The following is an 18,721-nucleotide window of genomic DNA, read 5'->3' as shown; positions in this document are numbered from 1 at the left end:
GCCACTGCCTGAGTGCTGCCGTTCTCCCGAAACCCGAAACCCGAAAACGTGCAGTGCTCAGACCGGGCGCGGCCAGTGCCGTGCCGGTCAGTCAAAGCCGTCTTCAGAAGGGGAAGCCGGCCTTGAGAACTGCCAGGTTCGCTCCAGGGTTCGGGTGCTTGATGGTTGTATTTTCGATATTTCCGATCAATGGATGATAATGGGAGACGAAAGGTATCTTGCAAATAAGAAAATATATTAAAATGAAATCGTTAAATATTTCTTGTTGGCATCATGATTTCAAATCAAACCCAGGGTTTTTCGCTGATTGAGGTATTAGTTGCTGTGTTTGTACTTGCGCTGGGAATTATTGGTGCAGCCGGGCTGCAGCTTGCTGCGGTTAGGACATCTCAACAAAGTGGATACCAGACTATTGCGGTGGAGCTGGCGAATGAGCTTGCGGATAAAATGCGCTCTAATGATGCACAGATGAAATTATCTGATGCCGCCAATGTTTTTGCTTCAATTAATTACAATTCAGCAACAGATCCCGATCCCACAACACCAACCCTTTGCTATACCTCCGCGGCAAATTGTAACGCGACGGATTTAGCAAAAGCTGATATCTATGAATGGCTGGTTCGTGTCAAAAAAACTTTGCCTGCAGGCCGGGTGCTGGTTTGCCGTGATTCCTCACCTTTTGATAGCTCTACCAAAGCACTGACTTGGACCTGTACCTCGGATCCGAATGCTGGCCTGACAATCAAACTGGGTTGGAAAAGCAAAAATCCTGATGGCAGTTTTGTATTAACGAATGGTGTTAATCCCCCCAGTGTGGCAGTGACTGTGGAATCTTACGTCAAATGATTATGAAATCAATTTCCAGGAATTTTGCTGTCACACATCATATTTCCATCGTGAAATATCGTCAGGCAGGTCTGACATTAATTGAATTGCTGATCTCCGTTTCAATTGGCTTGTTGGTAGTCTTCGCCGCAACCAGTCTGGTGGTTTCAACCAAAACCCTTTTCATGACGCAGACTGACGGGAATGATACGCAGGATATTGCCCGGTTTGGTTTGGATAACATTTCACGTTCGCTGCGTCAGGCGGGTTATGTTAACTATGATTTCAATAATTCCCCGCAAATTACGCCATCTACTGCCAGTGCAGATCTGAGTGGGATGGATGCCAACAGTGTTTCTGCAACATCGACGGATATTTCCTCTCCATTAGGGGCATCGGTCAATTTTAGCGATGTATTGGCGGTACGTTTTTTTGGTTCAGGAAATACCGGAAGTGGTGATGGTACGGTGATTAACTGTGCAGGATTTTCAGTTCCGGCTCCGGTCTCATCCAATACCGCCGATCAGGATAGAGGCTGGAGCATTTACTATGTCGCTAACGGGGCAAGTAATGAACCTGAATTGTTTTGCAAATACTATAACCCTGTATCAGGTAACTGGAGCGCACAGTCTATCGTCAAAGGCGTGGAGTCTTTTCAGGTTTTATATGGTGTTGATACGAGTAATCCTACCGATGGGACTGCGAATAAGTTTCTAACTGCGACGGCAATTAATGCACTCGATGCCAGTCTGGTATTAACTGGGACAACCGCTGCGCAACAGGCACAGGATTTAAACCGCAAAACCTACTGGAAGAAAATCACAGAAGTGAAAGTGGCTATGCTCGTCAGCGGTACGCAGAATTCAAGGGTTGACACAGCGACCACCACTTACAATCTGTTCGGCCCTGATTATGCAGCCGCCAATTCCGGTGTTGACAAAGGGACGACCATCAAAGATCAGGATCTCCCGTCTTCCAGGCAGAACCGTGTCCGCAAAGTGTACACGGCAACTGTCTTTATCCGGAATATCTGTAATGTTGACCCTGTCAGGGGTACCTGCCTTCCTCCAAATTGAGTCCGTTATGTCCAACGAAAAATTTATCTCTTTTCACAGATACGCATATCGGCATTTACCGGGAAATCAAAGGCAGACGGGCGTTTCCCTGGTCGTATCTTTATTAATGTTGATCGTCGTGCTTGTCCTTAGCATGTCGTTGACAACAATTTCTTTGCAAGGTGAAAAAGCCTCACGGAATGACCGTGACAGGCAGATTGCTCTGATGTCGGCTGAGGCAGCGTTAAAAGATGCGGAAATGGATATTGATCCTCAGGTTGCTCTGGCAAACGGACGCAGCAATGTCTTTGATGCGACCTCCAATCTTTTTTTTGAGGCCGGTTGTGCAAGTGGTGATGGCAATCTGTATCAGGGAATGTGTTTGCCAGCGGCGAATGGTCAAACGCCGGTATGGCTGAGCATTGATTTGTCGAATGACGCTTCTGGTGCCCCTAGTGTTAAATACGGCCGCTTTACCGGACAGACGATGGTGACCGGTAAAGGTGCTTTCCCGGCTAAATTGCCACGCTACATCATAGAAGCTGTGCAAGACGTCGAGGCCGGAGGAAAGGCTGACGAACAGACTAAATATTTTTTCCGTATCACTGCAATTGGTTTTGGTCCGAATCCGAATACCCAGGTTGTATTGCAGTCCTTTTATAGAAAAGCTGTCAGATCTTAAGTCATGTGCGTAAAGTGCAGATGAATCATCCTGACCGGAGAGTCAAATTGAATAAATTGTTTAAATCGGCGATTGCCAGTTACCTGATCGTGATGCAAACGCTTGTCTTTGCGGCACCACCCGTCGTACCTCTTTCAAGTACCCCGTTGTATTCCGGGGGGGGTAATGTCCATCCTAATTTACTGCTTGATCTATCGGTAGAGTTCCCAACCGTCAAGGCCGCATATAACAACGCCAGTGATTACAATAAAACACTGGACTACATTGGCTATTTCAATACCAAAAAGTGTTATATGAATGGTGCCGGCCTGAGATTGTTTACCCAGGATGCATATGGCGATCCAATTTCACGTTCAGTCAGTACTTCTGATATGACGAATGGCTATTTTTATATCGTCAAAGATGCGGACGTAAACCATGAATGCGGAGGAACCGCTTTCAGTGGAAACTTCATGAACTGGGCTGCATCTTCTGCTATTGATATGTTGCGTCTGGCGTTGACTGGTGGTGACCGTTTTATCGACTCTACAACTCAGACAGTTTTACAGAGAGCATTTTTGTACAACAGTTTTTATAACAATGGCAGTTATTTTAAGAAAAAAATCGTCACAGCCAGTTCAACAATGAGCGCGCCATATGGAGTTACGCCATATAACGTGTCAACCCTGTATGTCCTGAATTGCGATAATAAAATTTTATTCAGTGACGTCAACACATCATCTTCCTGTGCAACACAGAGAACTTATCCGGATAATATTCCAACGACAGATACCCAGCTTGATACGTCGACGGACCGCGTTCTGGGGGAGTTTCTGGTACGTGTTCAGGTTTGTGACAGTATGGAAAATACGACACGCACAGATCTTTGTCAGCAATATCCAAATGGTACTTATAAACCTGTCGGTAATATGCAGCGTAATCAGAATAGTGTCCGTTATGGCGCTTTCGGTTATTTGATCGATCAGGTGAATACACGTTATGGTGGTGTGCTGCGAGCCCCGTTGAAGTATGTCGGGAGTAAGCAATACCGTCCTGTGAACGGCTTTGCTGAAGAGGTCAATGATCGCCCGGAATGGGATGCGAATACAGGGATTTTTGTTGCTAATTCAGAGAATGATGCAACGGGAAACAGCGGAGTTGTTAATTATCTCAATAAATTTGGACGTACCGGCAATTACAAAGCTTACGATCCTATCAGTGAGTTGTATTACGAAAGTATCCGTTATTTACAAGGCAGAGCACCGACGGCGAATGCGCTGACTGGTAAGACTGCTGCGATGCAGGACAACTTTCAGGTCTTATCTACCTGGGTTGATCCGATCGAAGCATCCTGTCAGAAGAACTACATCATTGTGATTGGTGATGCGAATACCCATCAGGATACGTATATTCCAGGGGGAACTCTGAATGGAAATGGTCGTGGTCTGCGTTCTGCGGATGTCGCTTCTGCACAATGGCCGGCATTTGATGTCAAAGCGCAGACCGCATTGGTTGCGGCAATGGAGTCCTCTTCTTCATCTGGAAACTCTGCGCCGGCTGCCTCTTTAGCGAATATGGCCACGGCATATACGGGCGCGAGTAACGGCACTTTTTATATGGCAGGCGCAGCTTACTGGGCTCACACCAACGATATACGTCTGGATAAGCCTGTCCGCGTCAAAACATTCACGATTGATGTGGACGAAAACGGAAATGGCTTGATTGATAACCCAACCAGAGCACGCACGGCACCCAGATTGTCACAACTTTATCTGGCCGCAAAATATGGCGGATTTAATGATTTGAATCTGGATCAAAACCCTTACAAAACTTTTGATGTTGATGGCAAGACGGTTATTACCAATAACATTGAATGGGCAAATGGGAATGGCACGGATCCTGATAATTTTTTCCTTGCAAGTAATCCTGCGAAAATGATCGCAGCGATTAATGCTATTTTTCAGAATGTCGCATCGACAGGCGGTACCTTGGCTGGCGTTGGCATTTCATCAACCAGTGCCAGCGATAATCCTTATGTGTATGAACCCGGATTCAAAGCGGATAAATGGTCGGGCAGCCTGAAAAAAGAATCTGCGACAATTTCTAATCCGCCAGCTATCTGGGATGCAGGATTAATTCTGACAGGGGATCCGATTGCAAAAATCACTCCGAATCCTGTTCCTGGCAGCCGCAATATTTATACTTCTAAAATCAGTCTGGACGGTTCGCTGGCATTAGTTCCATTTACCTGGGCGAGTGGAGGAAATTTCAGTACCAGCGATCAGCTCGCTTTGAATACCGACCCGCATACAGGAACAGTGGATAATTTTGCTGCTGACCGGATTAACTATCTGCGCGGTGACCGCACGCAGGAGTTGAGTAAAGATGCGAATGGTAATGTGGTGGGTAAATTCCGCGCACGGGATAGCGTTTTGGGAGACATCATCAACAGTGCGCCGGTTTACTATGGCGCACCCGCCAAAAATATTTCTGGCTCTGGATATTCTGCTTTTTATCAAACCTATGCCAACAGGCAGAAGGCAGTCTATGTTGGCTCTAATGATGGTATGTTGCACGCATTTGATGCGGTCAACGGCACAGAACTGTTTTCTTATGTCCCGAATACCCTGATCTCGAAATTAAATAATCTTTCGGATCCTTATTACAATCACCAGTCTTACGTTGATGGCCGGATTACGATCAAAGAGGCGCAGGTAAAAGGGAACTGGAAAACTTTACTGGTTTCCGGTTTCGGGGCCGGCAGTAAGGGATTGTTTGCACTGGATGTCACGAACCCGGCCAACTTTACCGGCGGTCTGGGAGCCTTGTGGGAGTTCAGTGACAAAATTGATGCTGATATGGGATACGTGCTTGCGCCGCCAATGATTGCCAAATTCCGGACCGGCGGAACGACAGCGAGCCCGACTTATGGAAATTTTGTGATTGTTTCCAGCGGCTACAATAATTATGATTCCAATCCGGTGGCAACCGGGCAGGGCGCCTTGTTTCTGCTGTCACTGGATAAAAATCCGGGTGATCCGTGGGTATTGAATACCAATTATTTTAAATTGATGACCCCGATTAAAGACCCGACCAGTAAAAATGGACTGGGCGCTCCTAACGTTGCGTATGGAGGGGATGGTGCAGTCAATTATGCGTATGCGGGAGATCTGCAGGGAAATATGTGGCGTTTCAATTTTGTCGGGGCGACACTGAATGCTGCAACTGTTTCCAGTACGCCGGTCTTTACTGCCAAAACATCCACTGGCTCTGTGCAGCCAATTACAGTTCAGCCGCAAATTGTGTTCGCTCCTGGCGGCGGCTACATTCTCTTATTCGGTACCGGGAAATATCTGGAAACTTACGATGTAACCCCGTCAAATTACATGACGAACACGTACTATGCGATTCTGGATACCACATATCCTGCAGATGCAGTGACGGGACGCAGTCAGCTGGAGCCGCGAACCGCCACACCATCTGGTTCGGGCTTTACGCTGACGGGTAATAATTTTACTTATGGTACAACCGCAGGAACTAAAAAAGGCTGGTATTTTGACTTTTATAATTCCCAGACAACCGGCGAGCGGATTCATCACACCCTGACCGGAACCACTGCTGGCAACTATCTGTTCTTTAATACCTTAATTCTGAGCAGTGACCCCTGTTCCGGAGGGAGTGGCCGTAAATACATGGTCGATGTGTTAACCGGCATGAGCACAGATGTGACTGGTACTTTATCGACTATTGGTCTCCTGACTTCACCGGTTGTGCTGAATATTTCAACCACAACTGGCGACAGAAATGCGACGGGCAGCCGCAGGATCACGACCAAAATTACAGTACGGACCGCGGGAACAGGCAATTCCTCCGGCGTGACCAGCGATAATGTCGCCGCGCCAGATGCGGTAACCAGAGCAGGGCGTGTGAGCTGGAGGGAGCTGCAAAATTACCAGGATATGCGTAAAGCTGCCCAAAGCGGACAATAATCACACTATGAAAAACTTGAGGGAATTTATGAATTGGAATAAAGCACGGGGCTTCACGCTGATCGAATTGCTGATTACTCTGGTCATTGCCGGAATACTCTCGGCAATTGCATATTCTTCATATAATTCGAGCGTGCAAAAGGCCCGGCGCTCAGAAGCCAAGTCGGCATTGATGAAACTGATGCAGCAGGAGGAGCGCTACTACACGCAAAATAACAGCTATATTGTTTTTTCAAAATCCTCGACCGATGCCAATGAAATGAAATTTAACTGGTTTTCAGCGGATGCCGCTGCCAGCAGTTTTTACGAAATAAATGGCGCAGCCTGCACGGGAGATACGATTCAGAATTGCGTACTTCTGACAGCTACACCAGGAACGACCAATGTCAATAGTAATTATAAAGATCCTGTCTGCGGTAATTTCACTCTGACCAGTACCGGTGTCAAAGGGTTTACCGGGGCATCTGGCACCAAAGATCAATGCTGGTAATGATGAAAAAATTGATTGATACGTCTGAAACAAAAGGCTTTTCGTTGACTGAGCTCATGGTTGTCGTCGCTATCGCAGCGATTTTGATGGCAATGGCCGCCCCTGCGTTTAACAGTTTTATCGATAATCAGAAATTGCTGGCAACTGCGACTGAGTTTTATTCGGCAACGAATCTGACGCGGACGGAGGCCATCAAGCGTGGCGGGCAGGTGACGATGGCGGCGAATGACGGCGCGAACTGGAGCTCTGGCTGGACCATTTTTGTGGACGCCAATGCCAATGCCATTCCTGATGCCGGGGAGACTATTATCATTATTCATGAGGCCATTCCCGGCAAGATTACGGCAACGAATAATTTTACGGATTCGACGGTGCCTTATGTTTCCTATACCGGTAATGGCCGCAGCAGGACAAATGCGAACGGTCAGCAACCTCAGGCGGGAACGGCGTCGTTTACCCTGGGATCGTCGATCCAGCGTGTGAAGCTGAATTTTTTAGGGCGGGCACGGATCTGCAATCCGGCAGTGGATCAGGTGAGTTGCGCCGACACCAATACAGGGAACTGATTCCGTGCATCACTGACGTTAGTCCTGGAATGTCAAGATACGTTGAGCCTATAACTCACCCTGGCAGCAGCGTCTTTATTCCGGTTCTGCTGCTTTCTTGTTTTTTCCGACCTTGTTTTCTACATTGATTTCCTGAATGGCTTCTGCGAATTCGGAGATGTCTTCAAAACTTTTGTAAACGGAAGCGAAGCGGATATAGGCGATTTTATCCAGCCGCTTTAGCTCACGCATGACCAGTTCGCCCAGTTGTACCGAGAGAATTTCACGTTCGCCGCTGGAGAGTAATTTTTCTTCTATGCGCTGAATGGCGCCATCGACGGCTTCCGCCGATACCGGCCGTTTACGAAGTGCCAGCATCAGGCTGGCGCGTAGTTTGACGGATTCATATTCTGTCCTGCTGCCATTTTTTTTGACAATTACGGGCATTGCCAGCTCTATCCGCTCATAAGTCGTGAAACGCTTATCGCAATGCGCGCAGCGGCGGCGACGGCGCATGACATTTCCTTCTTCTGACACCCGGGTGTCAATCACCTGAGTATCATCGTGGTGGCAATAGGGACATTTCATAGAATGACGAGTGAGGGATTCCGATATCAGAACCGAATGATGCGGGACAGGAACAGGTCAGAATGCAAAATGCTGTCGCAGCACTCTGACCCGTTATCATGCTCAGGCCTGATAAACAGGGAATGCGTCAGTCAGTTTTTTGACTTCTGCTTTCACTTTTTCAATAGTGGCCGGATCATTCGGATTGTCGAGTACGTCAGCAATCAGGTGACCGACCTTGATGGCTTCCGCTTCTTTGAAACCGCGGGTGGTAAACGCCGGGCTGCCCAGACGGATACCGGAAGTGATCATTGGTTTTTGCGGATCATTCGGAATACCATTTTTGTTGCAGGTCATGTGGGCAGAGCCGAGAATCGCTTCTGCTTCTTTGCCGGTCAGACCTTTCGGACGCAGATCGACCAGCATCACGTGCGATTCGGTGCGGCCGGAAACGATGCGCAGGCCGCGCTCGGTCAGAGTGTTGGCCAGTGCGGCAGCATTTTTAACGACTTGTTCCTGATAGGCTTTGAATTCCGGTGACAGTGCTTCTTTGAAGGCAACTGCTTTGCCGGCGATTACGTGCATCAGAGGACCACCTTGCAGGCCTGGGAAAATCGCAGAATTGATTTTCTTGGCGATGGTTTCGTCATTCGAGAGAATGATGCCGCCGCGCGGGCCGCGCAGGCTCTTGTGGGTAGTGGATGTCACGACGTCGGCAAATGGTACCGGGTTAGGGTACACACCGGCAGCGATCAGGCCGGCATAGTGCGCCATATCGACCATGAAATAAGCGCCGACTTCTTTGGCGATTTTGGCAAAGCGTTCAAAATCGATGCGCAGCGCAAAAGCGGATGCACCGGCGATGATCAGTTTCGGTTTCGCTTCGCGCGCCAGTTTTTCCATGGCATCGTAGTCGATGTCTTCTTTGTCATTGAGTCCGTAAGACACGACGTTGAACCATTTACCGGACATATTCAGCGGCATGCCGTGCGTCAGGTGACCGCCTTCGGCCAGACTCATGCCCATGATGGTGTCGCCCGGGTTCAGCAGGGCGAAGAATACGCCCTGATTCGCCTGCGAGCCGGAGTTTGGCTGGACGTTCGCGAAATTGGCACCGAACAATTGTTTCAGACGATCGATGGCCAGTTGCTCGACGACGTCGACATATTCGCAGCCGCCGTAGTAACGCTTGCCGGGATAGCCTTCAGCGTATTTGTTGGTCAGCTGGGAGCCCTGCGCTTCCATGACAGCTGGCGATGTGTAATTTTCGGAAGCGATCAGTTCGATATGCTCTTCCTGACGGTGGTTTTCTTTCTGGATGGTCGCAAATATTTCTGGGTCGATATGGGCGAGCGTATGAGTTTTAGCAAACATGGTTTTCCTGATTCCTGTTGAATGATTGAGAATAAGCTGAACAACGTAAGTTGATTGTATTCTGTGAGGTGTCGCTCGGAATGGTATGACGAATGGCAGCCTCACTGCTTTACCATCAGGCTACCCAGGCGCACGGCTGGAGTCATCCGACTCCGACATCTCACGCTTCCCGATGGATCTCCATCTTTGCCGGAACGGAATTATCCGTTTTCCGGCATTTTCGCCAGTTACGTGAGACAAAATGGTGAGAGGATTTTACGTGATGCGCTATGAATGGGCAAGCAGCGCCTGATGAGAAAGGCTTGACTGAAAAGCAAAAAAATTCCCGGGGAAGCAGGGAAAGTGCGGTGCTTCTGAGCGGAATGCAGTGCATCGCCGTAAAAGCCCTTAAAATACGGCATCGTCAGTTGTGCGGTATTCATTTAACTTTTCAGCAGAGGGCAGACATGATTGTATTGATTACAGGGGCAAGCTCAGGCTTTGGTGAGGAAATGGCGCGGAAATTCGTACGCGAAGGGCATCGCGTGATTGCCGCCGCGCGCCGGGTTGAGCGTCTGAGCGCATTACAGGCCGAACTGGGCCCGCATCTGCTCCCGGTCAGCATGGATGTGACGCAGAAATCCTCCATCATGAACGCGCTGTCCGGATTGCCGGCAGACTGGCAGCCGGTGGATGTGCTGATCAATAATGCGGGTCTGGCGCTGGGGACTGAGCCTGCGCACCTGGCTTCGCAGGATGAATGGGATACCATGATTGATACCAATACCAAAGGACTGGTGACGGTGACCCGTGCCATTTTGCCGGATATGGTCGCACGCAACAGTGGCATGATTATCAATATTGGCTCGATTGCCGGTTCAACCCCGTATCCTGGCGGCAATGTCTATGGTGCCACCAAGGCATTTGTCGATCAGTTCACCCGTAATCTGCGGGCCGACATGGCGGGCACCAATGTGCGCACCACCAATATTGCGCCGGGATTGTGCGGCGGTACGGAGTTTTCCAATGTCCGTTTCCGCGGCGATGACGGTGCGGCAGCCAAGGTGTATGAGGGAACGGTGCCGTTAACGGCCGTCGATATCGCAGAAACAGCGTACTGGATTGCGACATTGCCGCCGCATGTGAATATCAATTACATTGAAATGATGCCGACCTGTCAGGGTTTCGGACCGTTGAACATCAAACGCCAGCCCGTCTGACACTGATCTACAGTCTCTGGATACTGGGGGGAGTATCTGGAATGCTCCTTTATTTTCAAGGGCAACAGGCCGAAATAGTCATATACTCCCCCGGAAATGAAAACAATGCAGAACACATTTAACTGGAATGTCCGGGTGTATTACGAAGATACAGATGCCGGCGGCATCGTGTTTTACGCGAATTACCTGAAGTTTTTTGAGCGTGCCCGGACCGAATGGCTGCGGGCGACCGGGGTGCATCAGCAGACTTTGGCGGAAACGGCGGGCGTGATGTTTGTCGTCAAAGCAAGCTCAGTCGAGTATCATGCTCCCGCAAGGCTGGATGATGAACTCCGTATCACCGTGACGGTCGAAAAGCTGGGGCGGGCATCCGTGCAGTTTGTACAGGAAGCCTGGTGCGGCGATCGCTTGCTGACGCGTGGAAAGATCAAGGTCGGCTGCGTCGGCACCAGCAGCCTGCGTCCTGCACCGATGCCGGAAGATGTGCTGGAAAAAATATCGGCCTTCAAGCCGCTTAATGCCTGAGCGCTATTGATGCGGCAGCCTTTATCGTGGCTGTCTGCAGCGGCAGGGCAGCGGACTCTTGCATGCGAACCAGTTGGCCGGCCGGCTTGTTGAAAAACATGTGATACGGCGATCCTGCTTAATTTTTTTTGTCGTGATTGAACTGATTTATGATGACTGTTACCCAAGACCTTTCGTTTGTGAGCCTCATTGCCAATGCCTCCGTGCTGGTGCAGCTCGTGTTGTTGTTGTTAATCGGTGTTTCCCTGACCAGCTGGACCTATATTTTCAACAAAATGTTTACCATCCGGAAAGCCCGGTCGCAGACCGAGATTTTCGAGCGGAATTTCTGGTCCGGCGGCAATCTGGTGGAGCTGTATCAGGAAGCCAGCCAGAACCGTCGCACCGGGCGCGACAAAGCGGGCTCGCTGGAACGTATTTTTGAAGCCGGAATGAGCGAATATCACAAAGTTAAAAATGCGAATAAGGCCTCGCTGGATGCCGGTGCGATGCTCGATGGCGCGCGCCGCGCGATGCGGGCAGCCTACCAGCGGGAAATGGACATGCTGGAATCGCATCTGTCGTTTCTTGCTTCCGTGGGCTCGGTATCGCCTTATATCGGCCTGTTTGGTACCGTCTGGGGCATCATGAATGCATTTCGCGGACTGGCCAATGTGCAGCAGGCGACACTGGCGGCGGTTGCGCCGGGTATTGCCGAAGCGCTCATCGCCACGGCGATCGGCCTGTTTGCCGCGATTCCGGCGGTGCTGGCCTATAACCGTTATTCGCACGATATTGACCGTCTGGCGATTCGGTTTGAAACCTTCATTGAAGAGTTTTCCAATATTCTTCAGCGCCAGTCCCGATAAGCACAGGGAGTCAGCATGAGTTACCTGCGTGGCGAACGTAAACGCAAATTCAAGGCCGAAATCAACGTCGTGCCCTATATCGACGTGATGCTGGTGCTGCTGATTATTTTCATGGTGGCATCCCCCATGACCAATCCCAGCGTGATTAATCTGCCGACGGCAGGGCAGTCCACCCAGCCGCCATCCGATTACATTGAAATCACGCTGAAACCCGATGCCAATGCCACCATCAGCCTGAACAGCCGGAATGGTGCGAATGGACATAATCTGCAGGAAAGCAAGGAAGAAGCACGCAACCGCCAGCAATTGTTGCAAAAGCTGCGGGAATACCACGATGCCAAACCGGATTTGTCTGTGCTGGTGTCTGCCGATAAGGGCATCGTCTATGATGATGTGGTGCAGGTGATTTCCGAAGCCAAAAAACTGGGGATCAATCGAGTAGGTCTGGCGACCCGATAAATCAGGATGACAATCAGACAGTGTTCATTGCCTTTGCTGTTGAGCATGTTGTTGGTGGGATGGTGTGCTCCTGTCCGTCCGCTTGCTGCGCAGACGGTTCCCGCTGCGCAGGAACGTCAAAGCAATGAAACTCCTCCGACAGCCGAAACCACGCATCCTGATGACGCCATTACCGACCCCGAGAGCGTCGTGCGCAGTACCAGCGGGCGGTTTGCATTGCAGGCGGAAGCGGCTGGCTGGGCAGCGTTGCTGCGTGAGCATATTGCCGAATTTTCGCCGGGTGCTGAAGCCCAAAATATCACGCCATCCCTGATCCGGCGTCTGCGCCAGGACATCAGCGGCATTCTGGCGACCGAAGGATATTTTTCGCCGCAGATCCAGTTCAGAAACCTGGAGGAAGCGACTACACCGGCCGCGGCTCAAGGGACGGCCGGCAATGCGCTTAAGCTGATCCAGGTGGCGGTCAGCCCGGGTCCGAGGACAATCATCGCTGAAGTCGGAATCCATTTTCAGGGTGCACTGGCATCGGCAGAACCGCTTGCGCAGGAACGCCAGCAGCGGTTGATCCATGAATGGGGGCTGGCCAAGGGGCAGCCATTCAGAGAGGACGACTGGAGCGAAGCAAAAACCCAGTTGCTCGAAAGCCTGCGCGCCGATACCTATGCAGCAGCACGTATAGCAGACAGCGCGGCGAATGTGGATGCCGATCAGCAGCGTGCCGTGCTGGCGCTGGAAGTTGACAGCGGCCCGGTATTCCGGCTGGGGGAACTGCGTGTCAATGGTCTCAGGCGTTATCCGTCCTGGCTGCTGTCCCGGTATCAGCCGCCGGTGCCGGGGGAACTGTATTCACGCGCGCGTTTGCTGGAATTTCAGCGTAATTTGCAGAACTCTCCTTATTTTGCGACCGTTGCTGTGTCGATCGATGCTGATCCGGAGCAGGCTTTGGCGATACCGGTTGATGTCAGCGTGGTCGAGCGCAGGGCGCGTGACCTGAGTTTTGGCGTCGGTTATAGCAGCAATACCGGATTTCGCGGAGAAGTTGCCTACCGTGACCGCGATATTCTGGGAAAAGCCTGGGATTTGCGCAGCGCGATCCGGATCGAGCAAAAGCGGCAGCTGGGGTATGCCGATATTTATCTGCCGCCGCATGATAAGCAGCTTGATTCCTTCGGTGTGATTGCCGATCGTCAGGATCTGTCGGGCGTGCTGTCCCTGCGCAATGCCGTCGGTATCAAGCGCACCAGTCATCGCGGTTTACTGGAGCAAAGGCTGGCGCTGAAACTGATCCGCGAACGTAAAACCGTCGAAGGAGAACCGCAGGAAATCAGCAAGGCGCTGGTCGCCAGCATAGGCTGGACCTGGCGTGATGTGGATGATGCGTTTTCGCCGCGACGGGGAGAGATTTATCAGCTTGATCTGGATGTCTCCGATAAGGCGTTATTTTCTGACCAGCGCTTTATTCGGGGCTATGGCAAATACCAGCGCTGGGTTCCGGTTGGCAAGACCGACAGCGTGATTTTGCGGGCTGAGGCCGGTCAGGTTTTTGCGCAGGGCGATGCCGGTATTCCGGAAGACTACCTGTTTCGTACCGGCGGCAGCACGACGGTACGCGGCTATGCTTATCAGAGTCTGGGTATCCAGCATCTGAATGCGGTGACTGGCGGACGCGTGATGGGTGTGGCCAGTGCGGAATATGTGCACTGGCTCAACAGTACCTGGGGCGCGGCGACTTTTGTCGATGTGGGCGATGCGGCGGAGACCTGGCGCGATTTCAGCCTGCGGCAGGCAATCGGCATCGGAGGCCGTTACCGCACACCGGCTGGTCCGATTGCACTGGATATGGCGTATGGGCGGCAGTCGAAGCGGGTCCGGCTGGATTTTTCTATTGCCATCGCATTCTGATATGACGCAAGCTGATCACAACGGAACAGCACCATTGCCGCCTGAACACAACAGCGGGCAGGATGATGTACCTGTACCTGCACCGGTGGCGGTGAAATGCCGGTCGCTGAAATGGCTGCGCTGGCTGCTTGCTGGCGTGGTGACAGTGCTGCTGGCGGTTGTGCTGCTGATTGGCTGGGCCGTTAAATCAGAAAGTGGCACCCGGGTTTTTTTCGCTGTTGTGGATCAGCTTACTGCTGGCAGCATACAGACCAGCGGTGTGCGGGGGACGCTCAGTCACGCACTGGAAATAGATCAGTTCCGCTACCGTGACGCCAGTACCGGCGTGCAGGCCAGTGGCGTGCAGTTAGCATGGCAGCCGCAGGCGCTATGGCGGCGCGAACTGGTGTTTGAACGTTTGCACATCAGCTATCTGCAGATTGCTACCTTGCCCAGTAACACGCCGGTCAGTCTGCCGCAACAACTGACGCTGCCGCTTTCGCTGAACGCCGCCGATCTGGCTGTGGGGCGCCTGCAGATCGCAGACATGCTGGCAGACGGAAAGCAAAAAGAAGTGCTTGCCCTGACTGCTTTGCAAGGACAGCTGACGTATCACCAGAATCAGTATCAGGCCCGGTTGCGCCTGAATTCACCGTGGGGAAAACTGGAAACCGGTGCCGTCAGCCTGTCGGGCGCGCGACCATTCAGTCTTCGCGGTAATGCCCGTCTGCAAGGGCGGGTGCTGCAGGATATTCCACCGGTGTCGGCACAACTGCAGATCAGCGGAGATCTCACTGCGTTGCAACTGGCATTGCAGGCCGAGTTGCAGCAGTCTCCAGCCGGCACAACCGCGACAACGACCACAACCGCGGCACAGCGATTAAGCGGCACCGCCAGTGCGCTGCTGGCGCCCTTTGAAACGCAAATTATCCGGCAGGCGCAGATCGATATCCGGCATCTGAATCCGGCTGACTGGTCCGCCCAGGCACCGCAGGCCGATTTACGGATTCTGGCAGACCTGCAGCCGGAGACGATCATGACACCTGCTGCCGCGCCAAATAAAAATCCGGCGCAGAAAACAGCCGCAGCAGTCACCGGGCAGATCCGCGTTACCAATGGCAATCCCGGCACACTGAACCGGCATGCCTTGCCACTGGAAGGCCTGCAATCCAGCCTGCTGTGGCGGGATGATCTGCTCGATATCCGTGACCTGAAGCTGCGGCTGACCCATCAGGGCGAAGTGCAGGGTGGTGGAAAAATCCAGTTCAGCAACAGCAGTTTCAGAGCCGATGCCCGGTTGAAACTCGCGAATGTCGATCTGAAAGCCCTGCACCCGGCATTGCGCAGTACGCACATTCAGGGAGAGCTTAGTCTCCGTACCGATGCACAGCAGGTCATGCAGCTGTCCACCCAGCTGAAGGATGCGCAGGCCGTGCTGAAAGCTGACGCCGGCTATGATATCCGCCAGCAGTTACTGACGCTGTCCAGTTTGCATTTACAGGCCGGACAGGCGCAGCTGGAAGGGAAAGGAACGCTGGCATTGCGCGGTGAGCAGGCGTTTCACTTTGCCGGCAATCTGGGACATTTCAATCCCGCATACTGGGCGGATACCGAAGCGGGTGAACTGCACGCCGGAATCCGTGTTGACGGCCGTCTGACACCCGATGTCCAGTTGCAGGTTAAATTACCGCAATTACAGGGACAGTACGCCGGGCAGCCGGTACAGGCCGAGGCTGAATTCATGTGGCTGCACGAGCAGTTGCGGGTATCCCGGCTTGATCTGCGCTGGGGCGATAATCATCTGAGTGGTCACGGGGTGGCCGGCACGCCCGGCGACAGTCTGCAGTTAGCGCTCGAGGCACATGATCTCAGCGCCTTCAATCCGTTATTGCGCAGTCAGCAGCTGGCGCTGCGCGGCAGGCTGGATGCCGCGCTGGAACTGCAGGGACGTTTCCGTGATCTGGCAGGGCAGGTGACGCTGGACGGCAGCCAGATCGGTATCGCACGGCAACAAAAAAATTATACGGTGGCCAGCCTGAATGGCAAATTACAGCTTGCCGGTGGCGACGCCGGTCTGGTTGCCGGTGAACTGAATGTGCAGCAACTGGGAGGCGACTTTCCCGGCTCCGCCGATGCTGATCCGCTGTCGTCTGGCAAGGCAGTGAAAATCAGCCAGCTGCAATTGCAGCTGAGCGGCAAAAAAGACGACCACCGCCTGAGCGCCAAGATGACTTTCCCTGGCAAACAGCAATTCAGCGCCGCATTGCAGGGTGCACTCAATACCGGCAGCGGCACCACCTTAAGCCGGGCAAATCAGCGCAGTTCCGCACCGGGTGCCGGGTGGGACTGGCACGGGGAATTGCAGACGCTGACGCTTAGCGGCAAGGCCGATGCCCGGCTGATGGCGCCTGCTGCCGCGCAGATCAATGCGCAGACTTTCCGTATCGGGAAACTGCAGCTGCAGAGCGCTTTGGGTGCACTCTCGGTGGATCAGCTGGAGTGGGCCAACGGGCAGCTGATGACGCAGGGTACTGTCAGTAATGCGCGCGTGCTGGAGCTGGTCAATCTGCTGCGGCCACAGTATGCCGTGACCGGCAATCTGACCCTGAATGCGGCGTGGAATCTGCAGCTGAAAGACACGGCGCGTGGCGACATCTCGATTCAGCGTCAGGGTGGCGACCTGCGCTTTAACGACCCGGATGGCACGGCCACCGCGATACCGCTGGGGATACGTGATGCCCGGCTGAAAATCCATCTTGGCGGTCTGGTGGCAGGGACCGATGGTGAGCGCATCAGCCTGCAGATGAGCGCCGATGGCAGCCGTCTGGGACAATGGCAGATCACGGCTGATTCCTGGCTGCATCAGGCGCAGGGGCAATGGCAATTACCGCCTGAGGCAGCGCTGAATGGCCAGGTCAGCGCCGTGATTCCTGATCTGGAGTGGCTGGGACCATTGCTGAATCCGGGGCTGGTGCTGAAAGGAAAACTGAATCTGGATGCGCAGTTAAGCGGTAATCTGGAAAAACCGCGTTACCGGGCAGCGGTCAGCGGACGCGAACTGGAATTGGCGTTTGCTTCCGAAGGTCTGCTGCTGCCGAATGGCACGCTCGATGCGCAGATCGAAGACAACCACCTGACGCTGAATCAGCTGCAGTTTTCCAATGTGGTGACGATGCTGCCGCAACACGCCCAGTTCAAAGGCGCGGAGATGCTCGGCAAGCGCGGCCTGTTCACCGCCAGCGGCGAGGTGGATATCGGCAAGGAAACCGGCGCCATTCAGGCGCAATGGCAGCAATTTCCGTTATTGCAGCGCAAGGACCGCTGGCTGATTGTGTCAGGGCAGGCCAGCATTGTAGAAGCCAATCATATCTGGAGCCTGACTGGCGGCGTGAAAGCCGACGGCGCTTATTTCAGATTGCCGAAATTACCGCCGCCCAGCCTGTCCGGCGATGTGAATGTGACACGTAAAAATGAGCGGACGGATAACCGCACAGCCAGCGACAGCAGCGCACGCAAGGGATTGAAAACGCGGGTCGATGTGAGCTTTGAGATGGGGCCGCGCTTTGTGTTTGTCGGACGCGGACTTGATACCGGTCTGGAGGGCAGCCTGCGCCTGCGCTCGGTGGATGGCAGTCCCTTGCAGGCGACCGGCTCCATCAACACGGTGCGTGGTGTATATGAGGGTTACGGCCAGCAGCTGGCGATTGAACGCGGCATCCTGAATTTCCAGGGGCCACCTGCTAATCCCGGCTTGAACATCCGCGCCCTGCGGCAAGGACTGGCCGTCGAGGCCGGGGTGGAGGTGGTCGGCACCGTTGTCGCGCCGCAGGTGCGGCTGGTGTCGGAGCCGGCAGTGCCGGATGCCGAAAAGCTCTCCTGGCTGGTACTGGGGCGCGGGTCGGATCAGTTGGCGGGCGGCGATGCCTCGCTGCTGATGTCAGCCGCCACCGCGATTTTTGGTGGCGACGGCAGCCGCAACGTGCCGCGCGATATCGTGCAGGGACTGGGTTTTGACGAATTTTCGATCGGCTCTGCCGGACGCAGCAGCACTTCACACGTGCCGGGACAAACTGTTGCCGGAACCACTGGTGTGTCCAGCAGCACTTCCGGCAGCGATCAGGTCATCAGCGTGGGAAAACGCCTGATGCCGGGGCTGGTGCTGTCGGTTGAGCGCGGTCTGGGTGATGCCAGTGGTGCGATTCGCCTGAGCTGGCAGCTGACGCGCCGTATTACCGTGGTCGGGCGCACCGGTAGTGAATCGGCAGTCGATGTCACGTACACCTTCTCTTTCAATTAAACCAGA

Annotated in this window: 15 protein-coding genes and 1 riboswitch; of the genes, 13 read left to right on the top strand and 2 right to left on the bottom strand. The window is 53.0% G+C overall.

Annotation, left to right across the window (positions count from 1 at the left end; genetic code table 11):
• From H8K27_RS16400 to H8K27_RS15205, 7 genes are all read left to right on the top strand, one after another.
• Positions 1–241: hypothetical protein (locus H8K27_RS16400; RefSeq protein ID WP_222610694.1), on the top strand; the 241-nt coding region annotated here is incomplete at its 5' end.
• 32 nt (positions 242–273) lie between these two features.
• Entirely contained in the window at positions 274–846 is a 573-nt protein-coding gene (gene pilV, locus H8K27_RS15230; protein ID WP_186864024.1) for a type IV pilus modification protein PilV, read from the top strand.
• Positions 847–848: 2 nt separating this feature from the next.
• The gene (locus tag H8K27_RS15225) at positions 849–1,901 is read left to right on the top strand and encodes a PilW family protein (RefSeq protein ID WP_186864023.1); all 1,053 of its coding nucleotides are present in this window, start codon (positions 849–851) and stop codon (positions 1,899–1,901) included.
• A gap of 7 nt (positions 1,902–1,908) precedes the next feature.
• Positions 1,909–2,562: a pilus assembly PilX family protein gene (locus H8K27_RS15220; RefSeq protein ID WP_186864022.1), complete on the top strand. Its 654-nt coding sequence runs from the start codon at positions 1,909–1,911 to the stop codon at positions 2,560–2,562.
• Positions 2,563–2,609: 47 nt separating this feature from the next.
• Positions 2,610–6,530 carry a pilus assembly protein gene (locus H8K27_RS15215; RefSeq protein WP_186864021.1) on the top strand — a complete coding sequence of 1,307 codons (3,921 nt, stop codon included), beginning with the start codon at positions 2,610–2,612 and terminating at the stop codon, positions 6,528–6,530.
• Between the two features lie 7 nt (positions 6,531–6,537).
• Entirely contained in the window at positions 6,538–7,020 is a 483-nt protein-coding gene (locus tag H8K27_RS15210) for a type IV pilin protein (RefSeq protein WP_329604418.1), read from the top strand.
• A complete protein-coding gene (locus H8K27_RS15205) occupies positions 7,020–7,586 on the top strand; it encodes a GspH/FimT family pseudopilin (RefSeq protein ID WP_186864019.1) in 567 nt (188 codons plus the stop codon). Before H8K27_RS15210 ends, H8K27_RS15205 begins: the two co-directional genes overlap by 1 nt.
• A 75-nt stretch (positions 7,587–7,661) precedes the next feature.
• On the opposite strand, the gene nrdR is transcribed toward H8K27_RS15205, so the two are convergent.
• Both nrdR and glyA read right to left on the bottom strand, forming a co-directional pair.
• Entirely contained in the window at positions 7,662–8,153 is a 492-nt protein-coding gene (gene nrdR, locus H8K27_RS15200) for a transcriptional regulator NrdR (protein WP_186864018.1), read from the bottom strand.
• A gap of 102 nt (positions 8,154–8,255) precedes the next feature.
• A complete protein-coding gene (gene glyA, locus H8K27_RS15195) occupies positions 8,256–9,506 on the bottom strand; it encodes a serine hydroxymethyltransferase (protein ID WP_186864017.1) in 1,251 nt (416 codons plus the stop codon).
• Between the two features lie 115 nt (positions 9,507–9,621).
• Positions 9,622–9,747, bottom strand: a riboswitch (ZMP/ZTP riboswitch).
• 205 nt (positions 9,748–9,952) lie between these two features.
• Between glyA and H8K27_RS15190 the strand changes: the two genes are divergently transcribed.
• The 6 genes from H8K27_RS15190 to H8K27_RS15165 all read left to right on the top strand — a co-directional run bounded on the left by H8K27_RS15190 (position 9,953) and on the right by H8K27_RS15165 (position 18,715).
• The gene (locus H8K27_RS15190; RefSeq protein WP_186864016.1) at positions 9,953–10,705 is read left to right on the top strand and encodes an SDR family oxidoreductase; all 753 of its coding nucleotides are present in this window, start codon (positions 9,953–9,955) and stop codon (positions 10,703–10,705) included.
• A 105-nt stretch (positions 10,706–10,810) separates the two neighbouring features.
• The gene (ybgC, locus tag H8K27_RS15185; protein WP_186864015.1) at positions 10,811–11,230 is read left to right on the top strand and encodes a tol-pal system-associated acyl-CoA thioesterase; all 420 of its coding nucleotides are present in this window, start codon (positions 10,811–10,813) and stop codon (positions 11,228–11,230) included.
• Positions 11,231–11,382: 152 nt separating this feature from the next.
• Positions 11,383–12,078: a protein TolQ gene (tolQ, locus tag H8K27_RS15180; protein WP_176804419.1), complete on the top strand. Its 696-nt coding sequence runs from the start codon at positions 11,383–11,385 to the stop codon at positions 12,076–12,078.
• Between the two features lie 15 nt (positions 12,079–12,093).
• The gene (locus tag H8K27_RS15175) at positions 12,094–12,537 is read left to right on the top strand and encodes an ExbD/TolR family protein (protein WP_186864014.1); all 444 of its coding nucleotides are present in this window, start codon (positions 12,094–12,096) and stop codon (positions 12,535–12,537) included.
• 6 nt (positions 12,538–12,543) lie between these two features.
• The gene (locus H8K27_RS15170; RefSeq protein ID WP_186864013.1) at positions 12,544–14,439 is read left to right on the top strand and encodes an autotransporter assembly complex protein TamA; all 1,896 of its coding nucleotides are present in this window, start codon (positions 12,544–12,546) and stop codon (positions 14,437–14,439) included.
• Position 14,440: 1 nt separating this feature from the next.
• On the top strand, positions 14,441–18,715 hold the full coding sequence (locus H8K27_RS15165) for a translocation/assembly module TamB domain-containing protein (protein WP_186864012.1): 4,275 nt from the start codon (positions 14,441–14,443) through the stop codon (positions 18,713–18,715).
• Positions 18,716–18,721: the final 6 nt, after the last annotated feature.

The sequence above is a fragment of the Cognatundibacterium griseum genome (genome assembly GCF_014284195.1).
GTDB lineage: Bacteria > Pseudomonadota > Gammaproteobacteria > Burkholderiales > Burkholderiaceae_D > Undibacterium > Undibacterium griseum.
This window is presented reverse-complemented; position numbering and strand designations above follow the sequence as displayed.

Excerpts from the sequence above, each read along its gene's own strand:
- pilV (WP_186864024.1), top strand. The coding sequence starts at position 274 with ATGATTTCAAATCAAACCCAGGGTTTTTCGCTGATTGAGGTATTAGTT.
- glyA (WP_186864017.1), bottom strand. The coding sequence starts at position 9,506 with ATGTTTGCTAAAACTCATACGCTCGCCCATATCGACCCAGAAATATTT.
- nrdR (WP_186864018.1), bottom strand. The coding sequence starts at position 8,153 with ATGAAATGTCCCTATTGCCACCACGATGATACTCAGGTGATTGACACC.
- H8K27_RS15220 (WP_186864022.1), top strand. The coding sequence starts at position 1,909 with ATGTCCAACGAAAAATTTATCTCTTTTCACAGATACGCATATCGGCAT.
- H8K27_RS15210 (WP_329604418.1), top strand. The coding sequence starts at position 6,538 with ATGAAAAACTTGAGGGAATTTATGAATTGGAATAAAGCACGGGGCTTC.
- ybgC (WP_186864015.1), top strand. The coding sequence starts at position 10,811 with ATGCAGAACACATTTAACTGGAATGTCCGGGTGTATTACGAAGATACA.
- H8K27_RS15205 (WP_186864019.1), top strand. The coding sequence starts at position 7,020 with ATGATGAAAAAATTGATTGATACGTCTGAAACAAAAGGCTTTTCGTTG.
- H8K27_RS15165 (WP_186864012.1), top strand. The coding sequence starts at position 14,441 with ATGACGCAAGCTGATCACAACGGAACAGCACCATTGCCGCCTGAACAC.
- H8K27_RS15225 (WP_186864023.1), top strand. The coding sequence starts at position 849 with ATGAAATCAATTTCCAGGAATTTTGCTGTCACACATCATATTTCCATC.
- H8K27_RS15175 (WP_186864014.1), top strand. The coding sequence starts at position 12,094 with ATGAGTTACCTGCGTGGCGAACGTAAACGCAAATTCAAGGCCGAAATC.
- tolQ (WP_176804419.1), top strand. The coding sequence starts at position 11,383 with ATGACTGTTACCCAAGACCTTTCGTTTGTGAGCCTCATTGCCAATGCC.
- H8K27_RS15170 (WP_186864013.1), top strand. The coding sequence starts at position 12,544 with ATGACAATCAGACAGTGTTCATTGCCTTTGCTGTTGAGCATGTTGTTG.
- H8K27_RS15190 (WP_186864016.1), top strand. The coding sequence starts at position 9,953 with ATGATTGTATTGATTACAGGGGCAAGCTCAGGCTTTGGTGAGGAAATG.